13 protein-coding genes are annotated in these 17046 nt (G+C 55.4%); 8 read left to right on the top strand and 5 right to left on the bottom strand.

All coding sequences use genetic code 11. From position 1 onward, the window contains the following. Positions 1 to 136 precede the first annotated feature (136 nt). A complete protein-coding gene (gene trpE / locus FKG94_RS19230; protein ID WP_142928557.1) occupies positions 137 to 1606 on the top strand; it encodes an anthranilate synthase component I in 1470 nt (489 codons plus the stop codon). Here trpE and tviB read toward each other — a convergent pair. Next, positions 1603 to 2877: a Vi polysaccharide biosynthesis UDP-N-acetylglucosamine C-6 dehydrogenase TviB gene (gene tviB / locus FKG94_RS19225; protein ID WP_142928556.1), complete on the bottom strand. Its 1275-nt coding sequence runs from the start codon at positions 2875 to 2877 to the stop codon at positions 1603 to 1605. The two genes, trpE and tviB, sit on opposite strands and share 4 nt — an antisense overlap. A 232-nt stretch (positions 2878 to 3109) precedes the next feature. Here tviB and FKG94_RS19220 point away from each other — a divergent pair, with 232 nt between their 5' ends. The 5 genes from FKG94_RS19220 (at position 3110) to FKG94_RS19200 (ending at position 8820) form a co-directional block, all read left to right on the top strand. Then, on the top strand, positions 3110 to 4522 hold the full coding sequence (locus tag FKG94_RS19220; protein ID WP_142928555.1) for a TIGR03013 family XrtA/PEP-CTERM system glycosyltransferase: 1413 nt from the start codon (positions 3110 to 3112) through the stop codon (positions 4520 to 4522). A 78-nt stretch (positions 4523 to 4600) separates the two neighbouring features. Beyond that, complete coding sequence (locus FKG94_RS19215) at positions 4601 to 5218, top strand: XrtA/PEP-CTERM system exopolysaccharide export protein (RefSeq protein WP_142928554.1); 618 nt, start codon at positions 4601 to 4603, stop codon at positions 5216 to 5218. A gap of 13 nt (positions 5219 to 5231) precedes the next feature. Beyond that, positions 5232 to 6749: an XrtA system polysaccharide chain length determinant gene (locus FKG94_RS19210; RefSeq protein WP_142928553.1), complete on the top strand. Its 1518-nt coding sequence runs from the start codon at positions 5232 to 5234 to the stop codon at positions 6747 to 6749. Positions 6750 to 6757: 8 nt separating this feature from the next. Further along, a complete protein-coding gene (locus tag FKG94_RS19205; RefSeq protein WP_142928552.1) occupies positions 6758 to 7492 on the top strand; it encodes a P-loop NTPase family protein in 735 nt (244 codons plus the stop codon). A 59-nt stretch (positions 7493 to 7551) separates the two neighbouring features. Beyond that, positions 7552 to 8820, top strand: a complete 1269-nt coding sequence (locus tag FKG94_RS19200; protein WP_179957722.1) for a porin family protein — start codon at positions 7552 to 7554, stop codon at positions 8818 to 8820. Here the strand turns inward: FKG94_RS19200 and FKG94_RS19195 are convergent. Both FKG94_RS19195 and FKG94_RS19190 read right to left on the bottom strand, forming a co-directional pair. Further along, positions 8817 to 9926, bottom strand: coding sequence for a GNAT family N-acetyltransferase (locus FKG94_RS19195; RefSeq protein ID WP_142928550.1), 1110 nt, complete (start codon positions 9924 to 9926; stop codon positions 8817 to 8819). The two genes, FKG94_RS19200 and FKG94_RS19195, sit on opposite strands and share 4 nt — an antisense overlap. A gap of 64 nt (positions 9927 to 9990) precedes the next feature. Further along, positions 9991 to 11532, bottom strand: coding sequence for an amino acid adenylation domain-containing protein (locus tag FKG94_RS19190; protein WP_142928549.1), 1542 nt, complete (start codon positions 11530 to 11532; stop codon positions 9991 to 9993). Positions 11533 to 11985: 453 nt separating this feature from the next. Here FKG94_RS19190 and FKG94_RS19185 point away from each other — a divergent pair, with 453 nt between their 5' ends. Both FKG94_RS19185 and FKG94_RS19180 read left to right on the top strand, forming a co-directional pair. Beyond that, the gene (locus tag FKG94_RS19185; protein ID WP_179957721.1) at positions 11986 to 12744 is read left to right on the top strand and encodes a class I SAM-dependent methyltransferase; all 759 of its coding nucleotides are present in this window, start codon (positions 11986 to 11988) and stop codon (positions 12742 to 12744) included. 71 nt (positions 12745 to 12815) lie between these two features. After that, entirely contained in the window at positions 12816 to 13625 is an 810-nt protein-coding gene (locus tag FKG94_RS19180) for a sulfotransferase (protein WP_179957720.1), read from the top strand. Between the two features lie 27 nt (positions 13626 to 13652). Here FKG94_RS19180 and FKG94_RS19175 read toward each other — a convergent pair whose 3' ends face one another. Both FKG94_RS19175 and FKG94_RS19170 read right to left on the bottom strand, forming a co-directional pair. Further along, positions 13653 to 15398, bottom strand: a complete 1746-nt coding sequence (locus tag FKG94_RS19175) for an alpha/beta fold hydrolase (protein WP_142928546.1) — start codon at positions 15396 to 15398, stop codon at positions 13653 to 13655. Next, entirely contained in the window at positions 15395 to 17044 is a 1650-nt protein-coding gene (locus FKG94_RS19170; protein ID WP_179957719.1) for an HAD-IIIC family phosphatase, read from the bottom strand. Before FKG94_RS19170 ends, FKG94_RS19175 begins: the two co-directional genes overlap by 4 nt. Positions 17045 to 17046: the final 2 nt, after the last annotated feature.

Raw genomic sequence — 17046 nt, 5'->3', positions numbered from 1 at the left:
CTTCCGGGCCGCTGCCGCGGTTCGTTGGCGATGGCGTCTCTAGCGTTCCCGGCCGCCAGGCGGCAGCCGTTTCCCTCTCTGTTTCTCCGTCTCTTGCTGAATGCCCCCGGGCGCCTAACTTTATGAAGGAAGACCGATGACACCCGAACAGTTTACCGCCCTCGCGCAACAGGGCTACAACCGCATACCGATTATGCGCGAGGTACTGGCCGACCTGGACACGCCGCTGTCGAGCTATCTGAAACTGGCCCGCGGGCCTTATTCCTACCTGCTGGAGTCGATGCAGGGCGGCGAGAAGTGGGGCCGTTACTCGATCCTCGGCCTGCCGGCCCGGCTGGTGTTGAAAGTGTTCGGCGAGCGGGTGGAAATCCGCTGCGACGGCGAGCTGCAGGAGACCCACGATTGCGCCGACCCGCTGGCGTTCGTGGAGGCGTTTCAGGGGCGCTACCGGGTGCCGGAGCTGGCGGGGCTGCCCCGCTTCAACGGCGGCCTGGTGGGATACTTCGGTTACGATTGCGTGCGCTACGTGGAGCCTCGCTTGCGGGCGTCGATGCCGGCGGACACCCTGGGTAATCCCGATATCCTGCTGATGGTGTCGGATGAGGTGCTGGTATTCGACAACGTGGCGGGCAAGTTGATTCTGGTGGTGCACGCCGATCCGGCCGCTGCCGATGCCTATCGGGCCGCCTGCGACCGTCTCGATCGGCTCGAGGCTCAGTTACAGCAACCGGTGCCGGCGCTGCCACCGATGCAGTTGCAGACCAGCGGCCACGCCGAGACCCGGTTTCGCTCTCATATGGGGGAGGCGGGCTACAAGGCGGCGGTGGCGCATATCAAGGAGTATGCGCTGGCGGGTGATATCATGCAGGTGGTGCCTTCCCAGCGGCTTTCACTGCCGTTTGCCGCCGAGCCCATTAACCTCTATCGGGCGCTGCGCTGCCTCAACCCCTCTCCTTATATGTATTTTCTCGATCTGGATGATCACCAGGTGGTCGGTTCCAGTCCCGAAATTCTGGCGCGCCTGGAGGAGGGGGTCGTTACCGTCAGGCCTATTGCCGGTACCCGCCGGCGCGGCTACAGCGCTGAGGAGGACGAGGCGCTGGAACGCGAGCTGGTCAGCGATCCCAAGGAGCTGGCCGAGCACCTGATGCTGATCGACCTGGGCCGCAATGATGTGGGACGGGTCAGCGAGATCGGCAGTGTGCAACTCACCGAAAAAATGGTGGTGGAGCGCTACTCCCACGTCATGCATATCACCTCCAATATTACCGGACGGTTGCGTTCGGGGCTCACCGCCATGGATGTGCTGCGGGCGACGCTGCCGGCCGGCACCCTGTCCGGGGCGCCGAAGATCCGGGCGATGGAGATCATCGATGAACTGGAAACCGAAAAACGCGGTATATACGGCGGTGCGGTGGGCTACCTGGGCTGGAACGGTGTGATGGACACCGCCATCGCCATTCGCACGGCGGTGATCAAAGAGGGGCTGCTTTATCTGCAGGCCGGCGGCGGCATCGTCGCCGACTCGGTGCCGGACCTGGAGTGGAAAGAGACCATGAACAAGGCCCGGGCGCTGTTCCGGGCCGTGGATATGGTGATCCCCTAAAGCCTGGCGTCTACCGCGTCCTTGTCGAGTATATGCTTGACGTCGAAAAGGACGCTGTTGTCCTTGCCGTATTTGCGGATTTCGGCGGCGCCCAGTTGCCGGAACTGCTGGTGGCCGACACAGAGAATAATGGCCTCGTAATGTTGCGGCAGCGGAGTCTCGATCAGTTCGATGCCATAGTGCTCGCGGGCTTCATCTTTGTCGACCCAGGGGTCGTGGACGTGCAGGTTGGCGTTGTAGTTGTGCAACTCGCTGACGATATCGATCACCCGGGTATTGCGCAGGTCCGGGCAGTTTTCCTTGAACGCCAATCCCATTACCAGAATATTGGCGCCCACCACATGGGTACGCCTGCGGGTCATTAATTTGATCACCGTGTCCGCCACGTATTTGCCCATACCGTCATTGATACGGCGGCCCGCCAGGATCACCTCCGGGTGATAGCCGATTTGCTGGGCCTTGTGGGTGAGGTAGTAAGGGTCGACACTGATGCAGTGACCGCCGACCAGACCGGGACGAAACGGTAGAAAGTTCCACTTGCTGCCGGCGGCTTCCAGCACTTCCAGGGTGTCGATATCGAGCCGGTTGAAGATGAGCGCCAGTTCGTTGATCAGGGCGATATTGATATCCCGTTGGGTATTCTCAATGACTTTGGCGGCTTCGGCGACTTTGATACTGCTGGCTTTGTGAGTGCCGACCGTTACGATGCGACGGTAGAGCTGGTCGATATAGTCAGCGACCTCCGGCGTCGACCCGGAGGTGACCTTGACGATATTGTGCACCCGGTGTTCTTTGTCGCCCGGGTTGATACGCTCGGGACTGTAACCGGCATAAAAGTCGCGATTAAACGTCAGCCCTGAAATCTTTTCGATCAGCGGCACGCAGACCTCCTCGGTACAGCCCGGGTATACGGTGGATTCGAAGATCACCACATTGCCGTTGTCGATGACCCGGCCGATCAGTTCCGAGGCTTTCTCCAGCGGTGTCAGGTCCGGCTGCATACTGGCATCGATGGGAGTGGGTACAGTCACGATATAGATATCGGCGGCTTTCAGCGTCTCCTCATCGGCGCTGAAGGACAGATGGGGGGTATCCGCCAATTCCTCTGGGCTGATTTCCAGGGTGGAATCCGTGCCGCTGTCCAGCTCGGCGATGCGTTCGCGGTTGATGTCAAAGCCCAGGGTGGGAAGCTGTTTACCAAATTCCACGGCCAGCGGCAGGCCCACGTAACCCTGGCCTATCACCGCAAGGGAAGGTTGAGAAGGCAGCATTTTCTGAAAGTTACTCCTGCTAGGTTGCAATCTGTGTGTCAGAATGTTGATTAATGTAGCATTATTGTTAACGATTATCTTTGCAATGGAAGACAAAGTGATTGAAAATTACGCACTTGTCGCCGTTAAACCGGGATTTTAACAGATCCGGCCACAGGAGCCCCAGGTGTAATACTTCACCGGCTCCTGTGGGAGGGGAAATAAGAAGCATAGTCTAGGGGAATTAAGCGCATTGTCCCACGTCCGTATTTTCAATCACTATTTTCACATTCAATATCTGATTCTGGGCCTGGTCGAGTTTGGACTGTTGATCGTCGCGGTCTATCTGGCATCGGGGCTCAGGTTCGGTTTTAACTTTGAGGGGCTGGTGGCGGTCGATGGCCTGCTGGAGCGGGGGCTGATGTTTGCCGCGGTCATGAGCTGCTGCACGCTGGCGATGGGTGTGTATCTCGCCAGGTATCGGGAAGGCTTTGTGAGCATGGCGCTGCGCACCGTGGTCAGCTATTGCCTGCTCGGGGGCGTGGCGCTGACGGTCCTTTATTACCTGTTCCCGTATTTTTTTCTCGGTCGCGGGGTGCTGTTCTGGGCGGTGATGGTGGGCATCGGGCTGGTGCTGCTGTCGCGCTGGGTCTTCTTTCAACTGGTGGATATCAAGAAACTGAAGCGCCGCGTGCTGATTTACGGGAGTGGCAGGTTGGCACAACAGTTGCTGGACAGTATCGCGGCAGAGCGCAACGGCCTGGGTGTAGATGTCGTCGGTTGCCTGGTCGGTGAACGGGAGTCCAGTATGGTGGATGGCAAATATCTCATCCCTTTCCCCGACAATTGGCTCGATTTCGTGCATAAACATCACATTAGCGAGATAGTGGTGGCCCCGGATGAGCGCCGCCGCAGCAAAGGCGGCAGCTTCCCGCTCGATGAATTGCTGGATTGTAAACTCGATGGTGTAAAGGTTACCGACGCTATTTCGTTCTACGAACGGGAGTTGGTAAAAATTGAAATTGATTTGCTGCACCCGGGGTGGATGCTGTTTACCGACGGTTTTCGGCATTCGCGTATGCGAGACTACGGCAAGCGGTTGTTTGACGTTGTTATTAGTGTCTTATTATTGTTGATATCATGGCCGTTTATGCTGTTGGCGGCCGCGGCGGTCTATCTGGAGACCGGCCGGCCACTGCTCTATTCGCAGGAGCGGGTCGGGTTAAACGGGCGCGTGTTTCGGATCTACAAATTTCGCAGCATGCGCCAGGACGCCGAGAAAGAAGGCAAGGCCATCTGGGCACAGCGAAATGACTCCCGGGTGACGCGGGTGGGTGCGTTTATTCGCAACACCCGGCTGGACGAGCTGCCGCAGCTCTATAATGTGTTGCGCGGCGATATGAGTTTTGTCGGGCCCCGGCCGGAGCGGCCGCAGTTCGTGTCGGAGCTGATCGAGCAGATTCCGTTCTACGATGCCCGTCACCGGGTGAAGCCGGGTCTGATGGGCTGGGCCCAGTTGAAATACCCTTACGGGGCGTCCACGGAGGACGCGAGGCATAAGCTGCGTTATGACCTCTATTATTCGAAGAACCACAGCTTCCTGATGGATCTGCTGATTCTTATCCAAACGGTGGAAGTGATCTTGATTGGCAAAGGGGTGCATTGAGTGCTCCGGCAATGATGGACCCCTGCAGTCACGACTGTTTAAAGTGAAATGTTGAGTGAAGTAAAAGGAAAACTGACAATGAAGAAGCTGGTTTCAATTCTGTCTTTGGTATCGACACTGATAGTGAGCGGCTGTGCCGGTGTATCGCCCAGTGTCGACACCCCGGAGAGGGGCAACGCGGTCGCCTTGAACGAATACAAAATCGGGGTGGGTGATCAGCTCAACATCAATGTGTGGAAGAACAACGATCTCTCCCTGAGTGTGCCGGTGCGCCCGGACGGCAAGGTCTCCATGCCGCTGGTGGGCGACGTATTGGCCGCCGGGCAGACCACCGAGGGCCTGTCCAAAACCGTCGCCAAACAGCTCTCCGGCTTTATCCGCAACCCGCAGGTCACGGTTATAGTGACCAACGCCAGTAGCTCGGATTTCCAGCACCGCGTCAGGATAACCGGTGCCGTGCAATCGGCGTTGTCCACTTCCTACCGCGATGGTATGACGGTTTTGGATTTGGTGTTGCTCGCCGGCGGTACCAATGAATTTGCCGCTGCCAATAAAACCAAACTGTATCGCAAAGTGCACGGTTCAGTGAAAGTGTATCCCATCTACCTGGAAGATATCCTGAAGAAAGGGCGTATCGAAACCAACTTCGATCTGGCGCCGTCGGATATTATTATCGTACCGGAGCGCAGCTTCTAACGGTGATTGACTCATGAGTGCAAATTATTATCGAGACCTTATCGAGGCCGGCCTCAGGGAACTGATAAACCTGAAGGCCTGGGTGGTTGGGCTGTTTGTCGTCATTTCATTTGTGATTTTGACGTTGGGCCTGTTTTGGCCCAAGTCCTACGAAACCAGTGCGCTGTTGCATGCCGATGTCTCGAATATCATCGCGCCCCTGCTCAGGGGGCGGGCGGAAGTCACCGATATCAACCAGTCCCAGCATGCGAAAGAAAGCATATACACCCGGCGCCTGCTGCTGAAAGTGGCCGAGCGGGCCAATCTTATTAACGAAGATACGCCGGTTGATCGGCAGGAAGGTATCATCAACGGGCTGCGCTCAGGCATTCAAGTCAAAAATGAAGCGAAAAATTATTTCAGGCTGACATATAAACATCCCAAGCCCGGGGTGTCTTACGAGACGCTAAACCATGTGGTCAACGTTTTTATCGAAGACGCCTCTCTGCGTAAAAGAGAAGAAAGTTACAATGCCTTCACCTTTATTGACGCTCAGGTCAAATCCTACAAAGAGCAGCTCGAGGCGGCGGAGCAAAGGCTAAAAGAGTTCCAGGCGGGCAATCTGGATGGCACCGAGTCCGGCGTGGCATCGAGAATTTCCCAGTTGAGAACCGATATTGAAGAGCAAAAGCTCGATATGGAGGAGACTGAGGCGCGTCGCCGCTCGGTCGAACAACAGTTGCAGTCGGAGTCGAAATACCAGGCGACCCGGGGCAAGGTCGATGAAATTCGAGACCGCATGTCGACCCTGCAGGCGCAGTTGGATGCGCTGCGACTGAACTATAAAGATACCTACCCCGATATCGTTTCCATCAAAGATCAAATCGCCGGGCTGGAGTTGGAAATCTCCATTATCCAGGAGCGCGAGGGTATTGTGCAGGGGGGGCGCGAGCAGGCTGAAAACCCGCTGTATGAAGAGCTGCGCAAACAGCTTTCCACCACCGATGTCGACCTGCGCACCCAGCGGCGGCGGTTGCAGTCACTGAATCGGCTGCTCGAGGAGGAATACGACCGGGCCGGGCGGGTCGCCGCCAAACAGGCGGAGCTGACAGATCTGACCCGTGATTACGATGTGACACGCCAGGTCTATGAAGAAATGCTGGAGCGCAAAGAGAGTGCGCGCCTGTCGATGACGCTCGATGTCGAGGGGCAGGGCGTCACTTACAAACTGCAGGAGCCGGCGGTGTTTCCGCTGGTGCCGTCGGGGTTGAGGTTTTTGCACTTCGTGATCGCCGGTCCCATTATCGGCTTGTTGTTGCCGCTGGGTTTGGTCGTCGCCTACGTCATGCTGGACCCGAGGATCAGATCGGCGAGTTTACTGATGTCGCAGTTTAAGTCTGATATCGAGGTGCTAGGGGTGATTCCTCATATCAATACGCCTTTTGCCAAGCGAGTGTTGAAAGGCGATGTCGTGTTCCTGGGCGCTATTTGTTTTCTCACTATCCTGGTGTACTCGGGTGTGGTATTTGCCAGACTCATGGGTGCCTTATAGGTTTGCGAATGAAAGACGAAAAGTTAGGTACAGTAAAACTCGTCGGCCAACCCACCAGTGTGCCGGCGAGTAATATCGATGATATGAATCAGGTGGTCATGTGGTCCTCCGACGAGTTGTTGGAAAGGAAGATCATATACCCGGGCATGCGCGACAGGGAGGTACTGACGGCCTTTCGGGAAATCCGCAACCGACTGCTGTTGAAATATCCCTCCAACAACCTGGTGGTATTGGTGTCCTGTGTCGGCGAACACACAGAGGGAAACTCTACGGCGGTGAATCTGGCCGCCTCCTTTGCCCTGGACGAAAGGAAAACGGCACTGTATATCGATTGCAGCCTGGGGGACTCCCCGCAGATGGATAAGTTACTGCCATCCGGTTCTGAGGCGGGGCTGACGGACTTTCTCGTCAATGAAAAACTGCGGGTCGATGATATTATTTATGCCACCGGCCTGCCTCGATTGCGGGTCGTGCCGATCGGCTTTTCCAAAGAAAGGGCCTCGGAGTACTTTAACTCGAAGCGAATGCGCCAGTTCATCGACGATATAAAAAACCGCTATGAAGACCGATACACTATTATTGGTGCGCCGTCTGTCAGTCGCTCGGAGACGCGCGTGCTGTCACAGTACTGCGATGCCTCGGTGCTGACGGTGCCGTTTGGCAAAGTCGTGATGTCCGAGGTGCTGGCCGGTGTTGATGCACTGGGTAAGGATCGCATGGCCGGGTTGGTTTTCAGTAAATAACGGGGATTTAAACGGTTGTGTCTGCGCAAAGATGTTTGAAGAGGGTTCCTCGGCGTGCGATGACCGGTGCGGCAGTCGTTGCGCTGTGTTATGGGGGAGGTGTCAGCGCTGTCGACGTTGACGTGACAGTGGGTTTGCGCACGGAGTTTACCGACAACGGTGAACGGGCTGCGCGAGACGGCACCAGCGAACGCCAGGACAATTACGATATCGCCGTTGAATTCGAACATCTGCAAGGGGATGTGGAGTACTCGGTCGACTACACCGCCAGTGAGGCGCGGTTTAGTGAAGATACCCAGGAAGATCGCAGCAGCCTCGACGGCGAAGCCTTTGTTCGATACTTTAGCGCTGACAATCCTTTCCACGTATCGGTATCACACTCCAGAAGGCGGGTCTTGAACCGCCGGCAGGATCGTAATTTGCTGGCCAATCTGGACGAAAGATCAATACTGACGGCGGTACCGGGACTGCAGTTCAGGGTATCCCCGGTAGACACGCTCAGGCTCGATGCCACAGTGTCCGATATTTCCTACCGCTTTAACGAAGAGAGGGATTCCGAACAAACCGGCGTCATGCTCGACTGGCAACATCGCCTGTCGAGCCTGGATCAGTTTTCCCTGTCGCTGCGCTCCAGCGATACTGAATTCAAGGAAGTCGACGGCTTTGACTATGAATACGACTCCGCCGTGTTTACCTACAGCGCGCAGTTGCGCAGGCTCAGTTACAGTATCGGGGTCGGGTATATTCAGTCATCGGCCGATCAGGGTGACGACGTCGATGGTCCGATCTATACGCTGGACCTGACTTATGAGACCGGCGTGCACCGGATCAACCTGCGCGGTGAGCGACGCATTACCGACACCTCGATCGGCAATGCCGACCAGAACCTGGTTGACGGCCTGACCGGTGGCGACGGCACGGCGGACTCTTTCGATCGATACGAGTTGAGTTCACTGGAAGTGGAATGGTCGACACCCATAGTCTGTGAACGGTGCGATCTCAGGGCATCACTGCGCTACAACGACGAAGCCTATGCAGAGGACTCCCTGCAGGATAATTCCGAGACGTTTGGTTCTATTGGGCTGGGCTACCGCATTTCGAGGTTCGCGCGGATGAACTTTTCTGTCAGCCGCTCGGACCAACAGTTTGACAATCCGCTGCTCGCCCAAGACCAGGAGCGCGACAGATACGAACTTCGGTTCGGCTATGACTTTAGTGCCGAAACCAGTGCACAGGTATTCTTCCGCTATGAGGAGCTGTCATCACGGGACCCTGAAAGCGAGTACGAAGAGTCTATTGTGGGGCTGGCATTTGAACAGCGTTTTTAGCCTTTTAATTTCCGTTTGATGGAAAATAAAAAGTCTTTGCTGCGATAAATAAATTTCAAATAGTTTGCCCGAATTAACTGCAGGCTCTCCAACTGTTTGCCGGGCGCGGCAAGGCGTTCTTTATAATTGCTGTTTTTCCCCGTGCCGGCCAGTAAGTCGTAGTTTTTTATGGCGGCCTGCGAACAGTACTGCTCCACTGCGTAGCCCAACATCAAGGTGCCCAGGGAGATTTTCTTGTGGTAACCGTCGATAAAACCGGTTTGTATATTGTAGACGGTGTCGGCGTAAATCGCGTCTATCGTACAGGCAATCGCTTTGCCGTCGACCGTGAGTAACAGCCCTCCTGTGCTTATTCTTCCCGCGGCAGCCAGCGCTGTTAAAAAAGCCTGTTGTTTGTCATGGTGGGCACTTTGCCCCCAGCGTTGTTTGTAGAAGGTTGCAAATGGGGTAAATACCTTCTCGATGCTGTCGGATGCGACCGCCGAGAGCGCTATTTCACCTTGCTCTTCGAGGACTTTGCGCCGGTTAAATGCTTTTAGGCGAGTATTTTTTCCCAGGGCGGCGACAAAGCCCTGGAAATCCCGATCGCAGTCGATTTCATAAGTGGTGCTGATGCTCTGCGTTCGCGGCAGGCACTTGTAGTTTTGCAAATTGCCGGTGAGCAGACGGTAAGTGCAACTGCTCTGGTCGAGGTCGCTGAACATGCATTCATCGAAATGCCGGTGTTGAAAGGTGAAATCCAACAGCGCCCGGACCACCGTCTCTTCCTGCCCCTGTCTGGAAATAAGCTGCATATTCTCGGTGCGAAAGCCCGGCACTCCCAGACAACTGCTGCCGAGAAACTGCAGGCGCCGCGACCTCAGCATACCGTTAAACAGCGGGCGCGTTTGTACATAGAGCGGTGCCAGGCCAATCAGTTCGCCGGCCGCATCGCGGGCGGTTAGAATAAACAGCTCATCGCGGGGCTGGTTGCCGAAGATAAGCCACCAGTTGTACATCCACTCCCAAGAGAGAAACAGCGGATCGGCAGCCGAGTTTTCCAGCAGGGTATTCCACTGCGCCCGGAAGTCGCGAAACTCCGCGATGGTGAGGGGTTGAATATTCAATTTATACTCTCTGTGCCCGCTAAATGTGAGTTACCAGCCTTGCGACGACAGATGCGCCGGCAGATCAGGACGTTCCAAAAACGAGCTTGTGGGTTGCTTTTCGGTCATATTTTCCGTTGGCCGTACGGGGGAAGTCACCCGCGTGTTCTACAATGCGTGTCGGAATCATATATCCCGGCAACACCGCAGTGAGAGTGTTGTTAAAATTATCGACGCTGGCGCCTGTCTCGAGGGCAACCAGCGCCCCGATCTCGGGGGCTTCTGCATCAAAAACCACTACGCACTCTGCCACTGAGTCGAGTGTGGCCAGGACAGATTCGATTTCCCCAAGTTCAATCCGGTGCCCCAGATATTTAATTTGATTGTCGATGCGCCCGAGAAACAGCATTTCCCCGGCAGCATCGATCTCGACGAGATCGCCGGTAGTGTAAAGCGGATCCGGGTACAGGCTGTGTTGGGGGTTTTGAATAAAGCTTGCCGCCGTGCGAACGCTGTCGCCGAGATAGCCGTAAGCGACTGATGTTCCCCGTACCAGCAGTTCACCCTTTGCCCCTGGGGTTTGGCTGAGGTTGCCGTTGTCTTCCCGTACAAACAATTCCATATTATTGCGCGCTTTGCCGATCGGTATGGCGAGTTGATCCTCTGCCGGCATGTCGGTAATGATGTGGTAGGTACAGTCGACGGTGATCTCTGTGGGACCGTACATATTGGTGAACTGTATATGGGGATAGAGTTGCATCCACTGTCTGAGCGTTTTCGGCGGCAACACTTCACCGGCGCAGATGACGTGGCGCAGGTGCGGAAAGCTGTCCGGCTTCAGGCGGCGGGACTTGGCCAGCAGCGTGAGTACCGAAGGTACGCAAAAAAAGGTTGAAACCTCCCTTTGCTGCAGCCATTTTATGATGCGAGGCAAGACGGTATTGAGTTCTTCGTGCACCAGATGCAGGCTGGCTCCCACTTTAAAGGCGGTATAGAGGTCAAAAGTGGAATTATCGAAATACAGCGGGGCGTGATTGGCGATGACATCCTCGCCGGTGAGGGTATAGGTTTCCACACACCACTCGATGTAATCGATAATGGCCTTGTGGGGTATCATCACCCCTTTTGGGGTGCCGGTGGAACCCGAGGTGAACAGCACATAGGCGATATCGATTGACAGGTTTTTGTATACCACGGGCGGGCATTCGAAGGGCGCAAACTGTTCGATGTTGAACACCTCGATGGAACCCAGAGGTTGTAAGGCCTGAGCCGCGATATACTTATTGATCAGGTCTCGGCCCAGGTTGTCTACCAGTATGATGTTGCTATCGATAGTTTCGAGAATAGCGTTCAGGCGATTGGCCGGGGATTTGATATCAATCGGCACATAGGCGCAGTCACTTTTCAGGATACCGAGGATAGCTTTTATGGAATTGACGCTCTTGGCCATAAAAAACGGCACGAATTGACCTCGCTTGACACCCGACTCCTTGAATCGATGGGCCAGTGAGTCCGAAAACTGATCAATGTTGCTGAAAGTGTCGGATTCGGTGTCACAGCTTACGGCAACTTTTTTCGGAAACCGCCTGGCCGATTCTGAAAAATACTGCTGTACTAGCGTAATCATGGGTAGTCCGCTTCCGTGACGTCGGGTGGCTGGCGGTGCAGCGCCGGAATTGAGGGCATATTTTATGCAAATTTGCCGGCGGAATAAACCTCTAAATGGTAGCGGGGTCCAGGTCCGATTCTGCCTCCAACGAATCAATTCCAGGGGGGCACAAACTGTGATAGCCCCCGGGAAATACTGTATCATAAAGCTCTGGCCTCAAGGGCCGGGATGGTTTGGCCGGGATGGTTTGGCCGGGATGGTTGGGGCGGGAGGTGCGCCGCGGGTGGGCGAGGTAAACTCCGGTCATTATCTGTGAATAAACCAGGTTGTAAATCAGGGTGTAAATCAGGTTTTAAGTCAAGCTATAGCCCAGCCAAAGCAGAAAGCCCGCTGTTATTTGAAATTGCTTAAGATTGTGTAAAACGATTTATGGTTTGCCAACATTTTCCACGGTTGCCTGAGGGGGGAGCGATGAGAAGCATCAGGAGATTGTTTCAATACGGATTGCTGTTTTTAGTCGGCTGCACGGAAAATATACCTAACCCCGACGATATGAACCGCTATGAAAAAGCGGTTTACGACTCCGATCGCTGGCGCAGCGATCGGGCCCGCGACGAGGCCCGCAAGCCGGATCAGGTGCTGGCGTTCGCCCAACTCGAACCGGGAATGCGGGTGGTGGATCTGTTGGGCGGCGGGGGTTACTACACGGAAATCCTGAGTCATATTGTCGGCCCCAGCGGACAGGTGTATTTGCAGAATAATTCCCTGTTTTTGCGCTTTTCCACCGAAGAGCTGGAAAAGCGGCTCGCCAAAGACAGGTTACCCAATGTGGTAAGACTCGATTCTGAGTTTGCCGACCTCAAGCTGCCAGAGCAGGTCGATATGATCTTTATCGGCTTGAGCTACCACGATATCTATGTGCCCCGTGACGACCCGACGATCATGACCTCGCGGGAGGAGTTTTTCCCGCAGCTGTTGGGGGCGTTGAAAGAGGGCGGTAAATTGCTGATTATCGACCATGCCGGTAAACCAGGCTCGGGCATTTCCACCACACCGAAGCTGCATCGCATTGATGAACACTACGCGAAAACTGATATCGAACAGGCGGGCTTCACTTTTCTCGGCTCTCTCGATGTGTTGCGCAACCCCAACGACAACTATGATGTCAACATATGGAATAAAGCCGTGCATAAGAACACCGACAGGTTTATCTATCTGTTTGAGAAGTAGCGACAGCACTGCGTTTGCCGCACGGATGGCGGCCTATACTTATTCGATCAGCGATTGCGATGGGGAATAACATGCCAAAAAATGCAATTATTGTCGGGGTGGCGCGCTCAGGGACGAGTATGACCTCGTCAATCTTTACCAAAAAAGGCTACTTCGTCACTGAAGATGAAAATGAAGACCTGCGTCCGGCCGACGCCTACAATCCCGGTGGCTATTGGGAATCGGAAACGCTGATCCAGGAAAACGCGAAACTCTTCTCCGCCGTGGGTTTTCCCCACGACAATACATGGATGTACGACCCGATTTCACCCGCTCAGGCAGATAGCATTGCGGCGCTGGAGCCGACCGATGCCCACAGAAACTTTGTCGCCTCTTACAATAAAAATTCTCCGTGGGTCTGGAAAGACCCGCGTCTGTGTTACACGCTTGGCTTCTGGTGGCCGCTGTTAAACCCGGACTCTACTGCCGTGATTTTGCTAAAGCGGGACCCGGAAGCCATCTATCAGAGTTTTGTTCGCGTAAAGTGGCGTGAACAAACCGAGGCGCACAGACAGGAAACCTACGAGCGCATTCGCCGCCACCTCGCGCAGGCGGAAAAAACAGTAACAGCGATGAATGTGCCGCATATCGTGGTTCAGTATGAAGACTTCAAAACACAACCGGAGCGGGTGCTTGCCGAGATCAACCAGCTCTTTGAGCTTGATTTACGTCTGCAGGACCTGACTTATAACGACAGTTACAACCACCATTCCGCCATCGGCCGCCTGGGTACCGCGATCGATGTGCTGGTCAGTCGACTGCCGGTGCATTGGATCAAGCGCATCAAGCGTTTGACGCCGACGTTTCTGCTAAAGATTCTCTACCCTGAGCGCTACAAATAGCACAGTCGAGCGACGGCGGGGTTTCGCTCAGGTATTTACCCGCTCCAGTACCCGTTGAATCAGGTCGTTCCTGCTGCCAAGCGTGGTGAAGGTGTGATCGGCGTTGGCGATGAACTGTGCGGTTACAAACTGTGTTTTGAGACTTTTCTTTGCCCGGGTGCGACCTTCGGCCAGGAAGATGTTGTAGCCCGGGTCGGAGTCGGAGACAAGCAGGTCCAGCGGTCGCCGCAGGGACTCCAGGCGCGCCAGGTCCCGGCCGAGTCGGGAGGGTGGTTTGAGGCGCAGTATCTCCAGCCAAGTTGACATCAAGGCAGACACTGACAGGTAGGCCTGCTTGAACAGGAAACCCGACAGGGCTTTTATGTTTACCTGGCCTTTAAAGAGCTTTAGCCACTTACCGAGGCTCCGCGCCGATTGTGCGTAGTATTTTTTTTCGATTTGTTGCTGTTGTCGCTGCGGTGTTGCCAGAGATAAACCGCTCTCCCAATAAAAGATCAGCGGGTTGATAAGTATTGCTCGCGAAATAGCGGTATCGGTTAAAGCCAGGCTCCCGTGAAAGGCGACATTGGCACCGGAACACAGTCCGCCCACGATAAATCGCCGGTAGCCGCAGTTTTCCCGCAGGCAGTCAATGGCCGCTTTGAGATCCTGCAAAGCATGGGGCGGGTAGGGATGGTTGAGGTTTGCCGGTTGGTTGCGGGCACTGTCACCCAGATTCCCCAGATCGAACCGAAAACTTGCGAGACCTGCCCGGGCGAGGCGGCGGCATAGTTCGACATGCAGGCGATTGGGTCCCACATGGTGCGCGGCTCCCGTGTTGGAAATAACAAAAATGCTATCGCTTTGCCGAGTCAGGGTGCTCGATTCGAGCGGCCTGTTCAAGACACCGAAAAGACTGCCACTGTCGCCGAAGGTGATGATGGTTTCCACCCCTTCGTTGTCTGGCATGGGCGCCGCTGTCGCCACCTCGACCGGGACCGTTTCCGAGGGTGGGGATTTGGCGCTCTGTTTATCAAGCCAGTCGCAACAGTAGTCAATAACCGAATTGGCGACGATTGAAAACTGAGGTTGCTGCATCATCTCTGCGTAACCCGGCAGCGTGACCTGCTGTGCCGGGCGCGACCTTTCGGTGAGCCCCTGGAGCAGGCGGGAACTGGCGGGCGCACCGGTTTTATGGATGATCAGGTTGTTTTGTGTTGCGCCGAATTGGGTTTTTGCGAGGTTGATCTCCCGGTAGCGCGAGAGGGTTTCCCGGGTTGTGACAAAGCCGCCGAACTCCATGAACTCGGCGTTGTCCTCCGCTCCGCCATGGTACTGATCCATAATCTGCATATCCCGGACAAAAGCGTCCCCCCGCGTGCAGGGGTTCCACAGGATCAAATAGTCGGCATTTGTTTTCTCTGTGTAAAGCGCCGCCAGGGTTGCGCCCATCCGCAGGCCGAGCAGGCAAACCTTGCCGACGTTGGCAGTGGCTTTTAGTTTGGCAACGGCCGTCCCGATATTGGCCAGCCAGGTCTCGACCCGATCGGGTTGACTGGAATCTCCGGCGGAATCGCCGGTGCCGTGATAATCGAATCGCAGGCAGGGAAATCCGGCCGCTGCCAGTTTATCCCCCATCGCGACCAGTGTGCTGTGGGAGTGGGTGTATTCGTGGCCCAGTGGACAACACAGTACAACGCCGATATCGCAGCCGTCCTGGGCCGGCCGGTGCAGGCAGCTAAACAGCGGCCCCGTCTCCGTATCGAGCCACCCATAGTATCGCTGGCCGCTCATGACGCCGCTGCCGTATCTGTCACCTCGAAGAGCTGATGGCTCTCCAGGTGATGCCTGATTATATTCTCAGAGTTTGCCGACGGCGCCTCGCCGGGGCTATGGCTAAAAATGCTATCGCTAAAAAACTGTTGGACGGGAATATTCCGGTCCGTCGGTGAAAACATAAAATCCAGCTGTTCGTAGAGCTGTTGCTTTGCCAGCCAGACCAGGAATGCGAATTCAACCCGCCGTTGAAAAACCCGGCAGGACATGACATAAGCCTGCACTTTCCCCCCGCGGTCGATAAGGCAGGCCAGTATCTCCCCGTGGGAACCGTTTTTGTCTGCCAGGGTCGCGGTAAACAGCCTGCCGCCGTTATCGAGTATGTCGATAACGTCACTTGCCGCCAGTCGAATGCCGTTTAAGTTGAACTGGTTGGTTTTATTGATAAGCTGCACAGCGCGATCGAAGTCTTTTGCATGACGCCGGTGTATGGTCAGCCGCATCTCGAGATTTTTGAGAAATTCGGTCAGGTCGCCGCCCTGAACATCACTTGGCACCATACTCTTGAGGCGGGTTCGATAGAGCTCGGTGCGTTTTTTATCTTCGTCGCTGATACTCTGTCTGTGGAAAAAGGACGCCAGTGTTGAAAAAAAGTCGGGCAGTTCTGCGTCTTTTCCCGGAAACAATACACAGTTTACCTGCTCCAGCTGCTCGCGGACCTCGGCGATTTCGAGAGGGTTGTCATCGACGAAGACAATGGCATCCAGTCCCAGGTTGAGTTCTTTGGCAATCTGTTCCAGTTGTGCGGACTTGGCGTTGTAACTGGCGACGATGGAAACGAAATCATCGGTTTTTAATGTCATGCGATCGGTTGTGAAGGGCAGGTTGGCCAGTTCGGTGTCGTTGCGACTGACTGCTATCAGCACGACACCCTGGGATTGCAGGCGCTTCAGGTAGGTCTGGTATAAAAAATGGCGATAGCCGGCCCCGGTCGGACCGAAGTGGATGTTGTCGACACCATCTTCACCGATAACGCCCCGCCACATGACGTTGTCGAGGTCGGTGGCCAGAATTTTAGCGCTCGGCCGCGTTTTGCCGACGGCCAACTCGATAACCGTCTCGGACAGTAGAGAGACGTGGCTTGACGCTATCGGCGTACCGTGGGTCAGATAGCTTGCCAGCGCAAAAGCGGTCTCCGGGTAAACGCGTGCCCCCAGTTCGAGCGCCGCCGACCGTAAGTGTGTACGCAGCTTTTCGTTTGCATTGCCGTCGGCTGCAATCGGAGGTATGGGCGCATCGATATAGACAAATCCGGCGTTGGGCACATTGCCGAGCAGGGCCGCCGTGTCGCGAATCGATGCCAGAGACGCTGCCGGCGAGAATTCATCCCGGCTAAACCCGGTGCGCCAATCCAGGGGCGGAAGAAAATCCCAGGGCAGCAGGACAAAGACGTTCTTTACCTCATCGAAACTTTCTTGCCTGACAAACTGTTGCAGCGTATTGAAAGGTATTGCCTGCTGTCTGCACAGGAAACCCCGCGTCGCGGCATGGGCCTGTAAAAAAAGACTGAGATTTTCAGTCTCTCCCGACATTGCCAGTCGCAGCCCCAGCTCCGGACCCGATACGAATGACTTCACCAATTTATGCGCCGTCAGAAAGTTCATAT

This window comes from Exilibacterium tricleocarpae (genome assembly GCF_007004655.1).
GTDB lineage: Bacteria > Pseudomonadota > Gammaproteobacteria > Pseudomonadales > Cellvibrionaceae > Exilibacterium > Exilibacterium tricleocarpae.
This window is presented reverse-complemented; position numbering and strand designations above follow the sequence as displayed.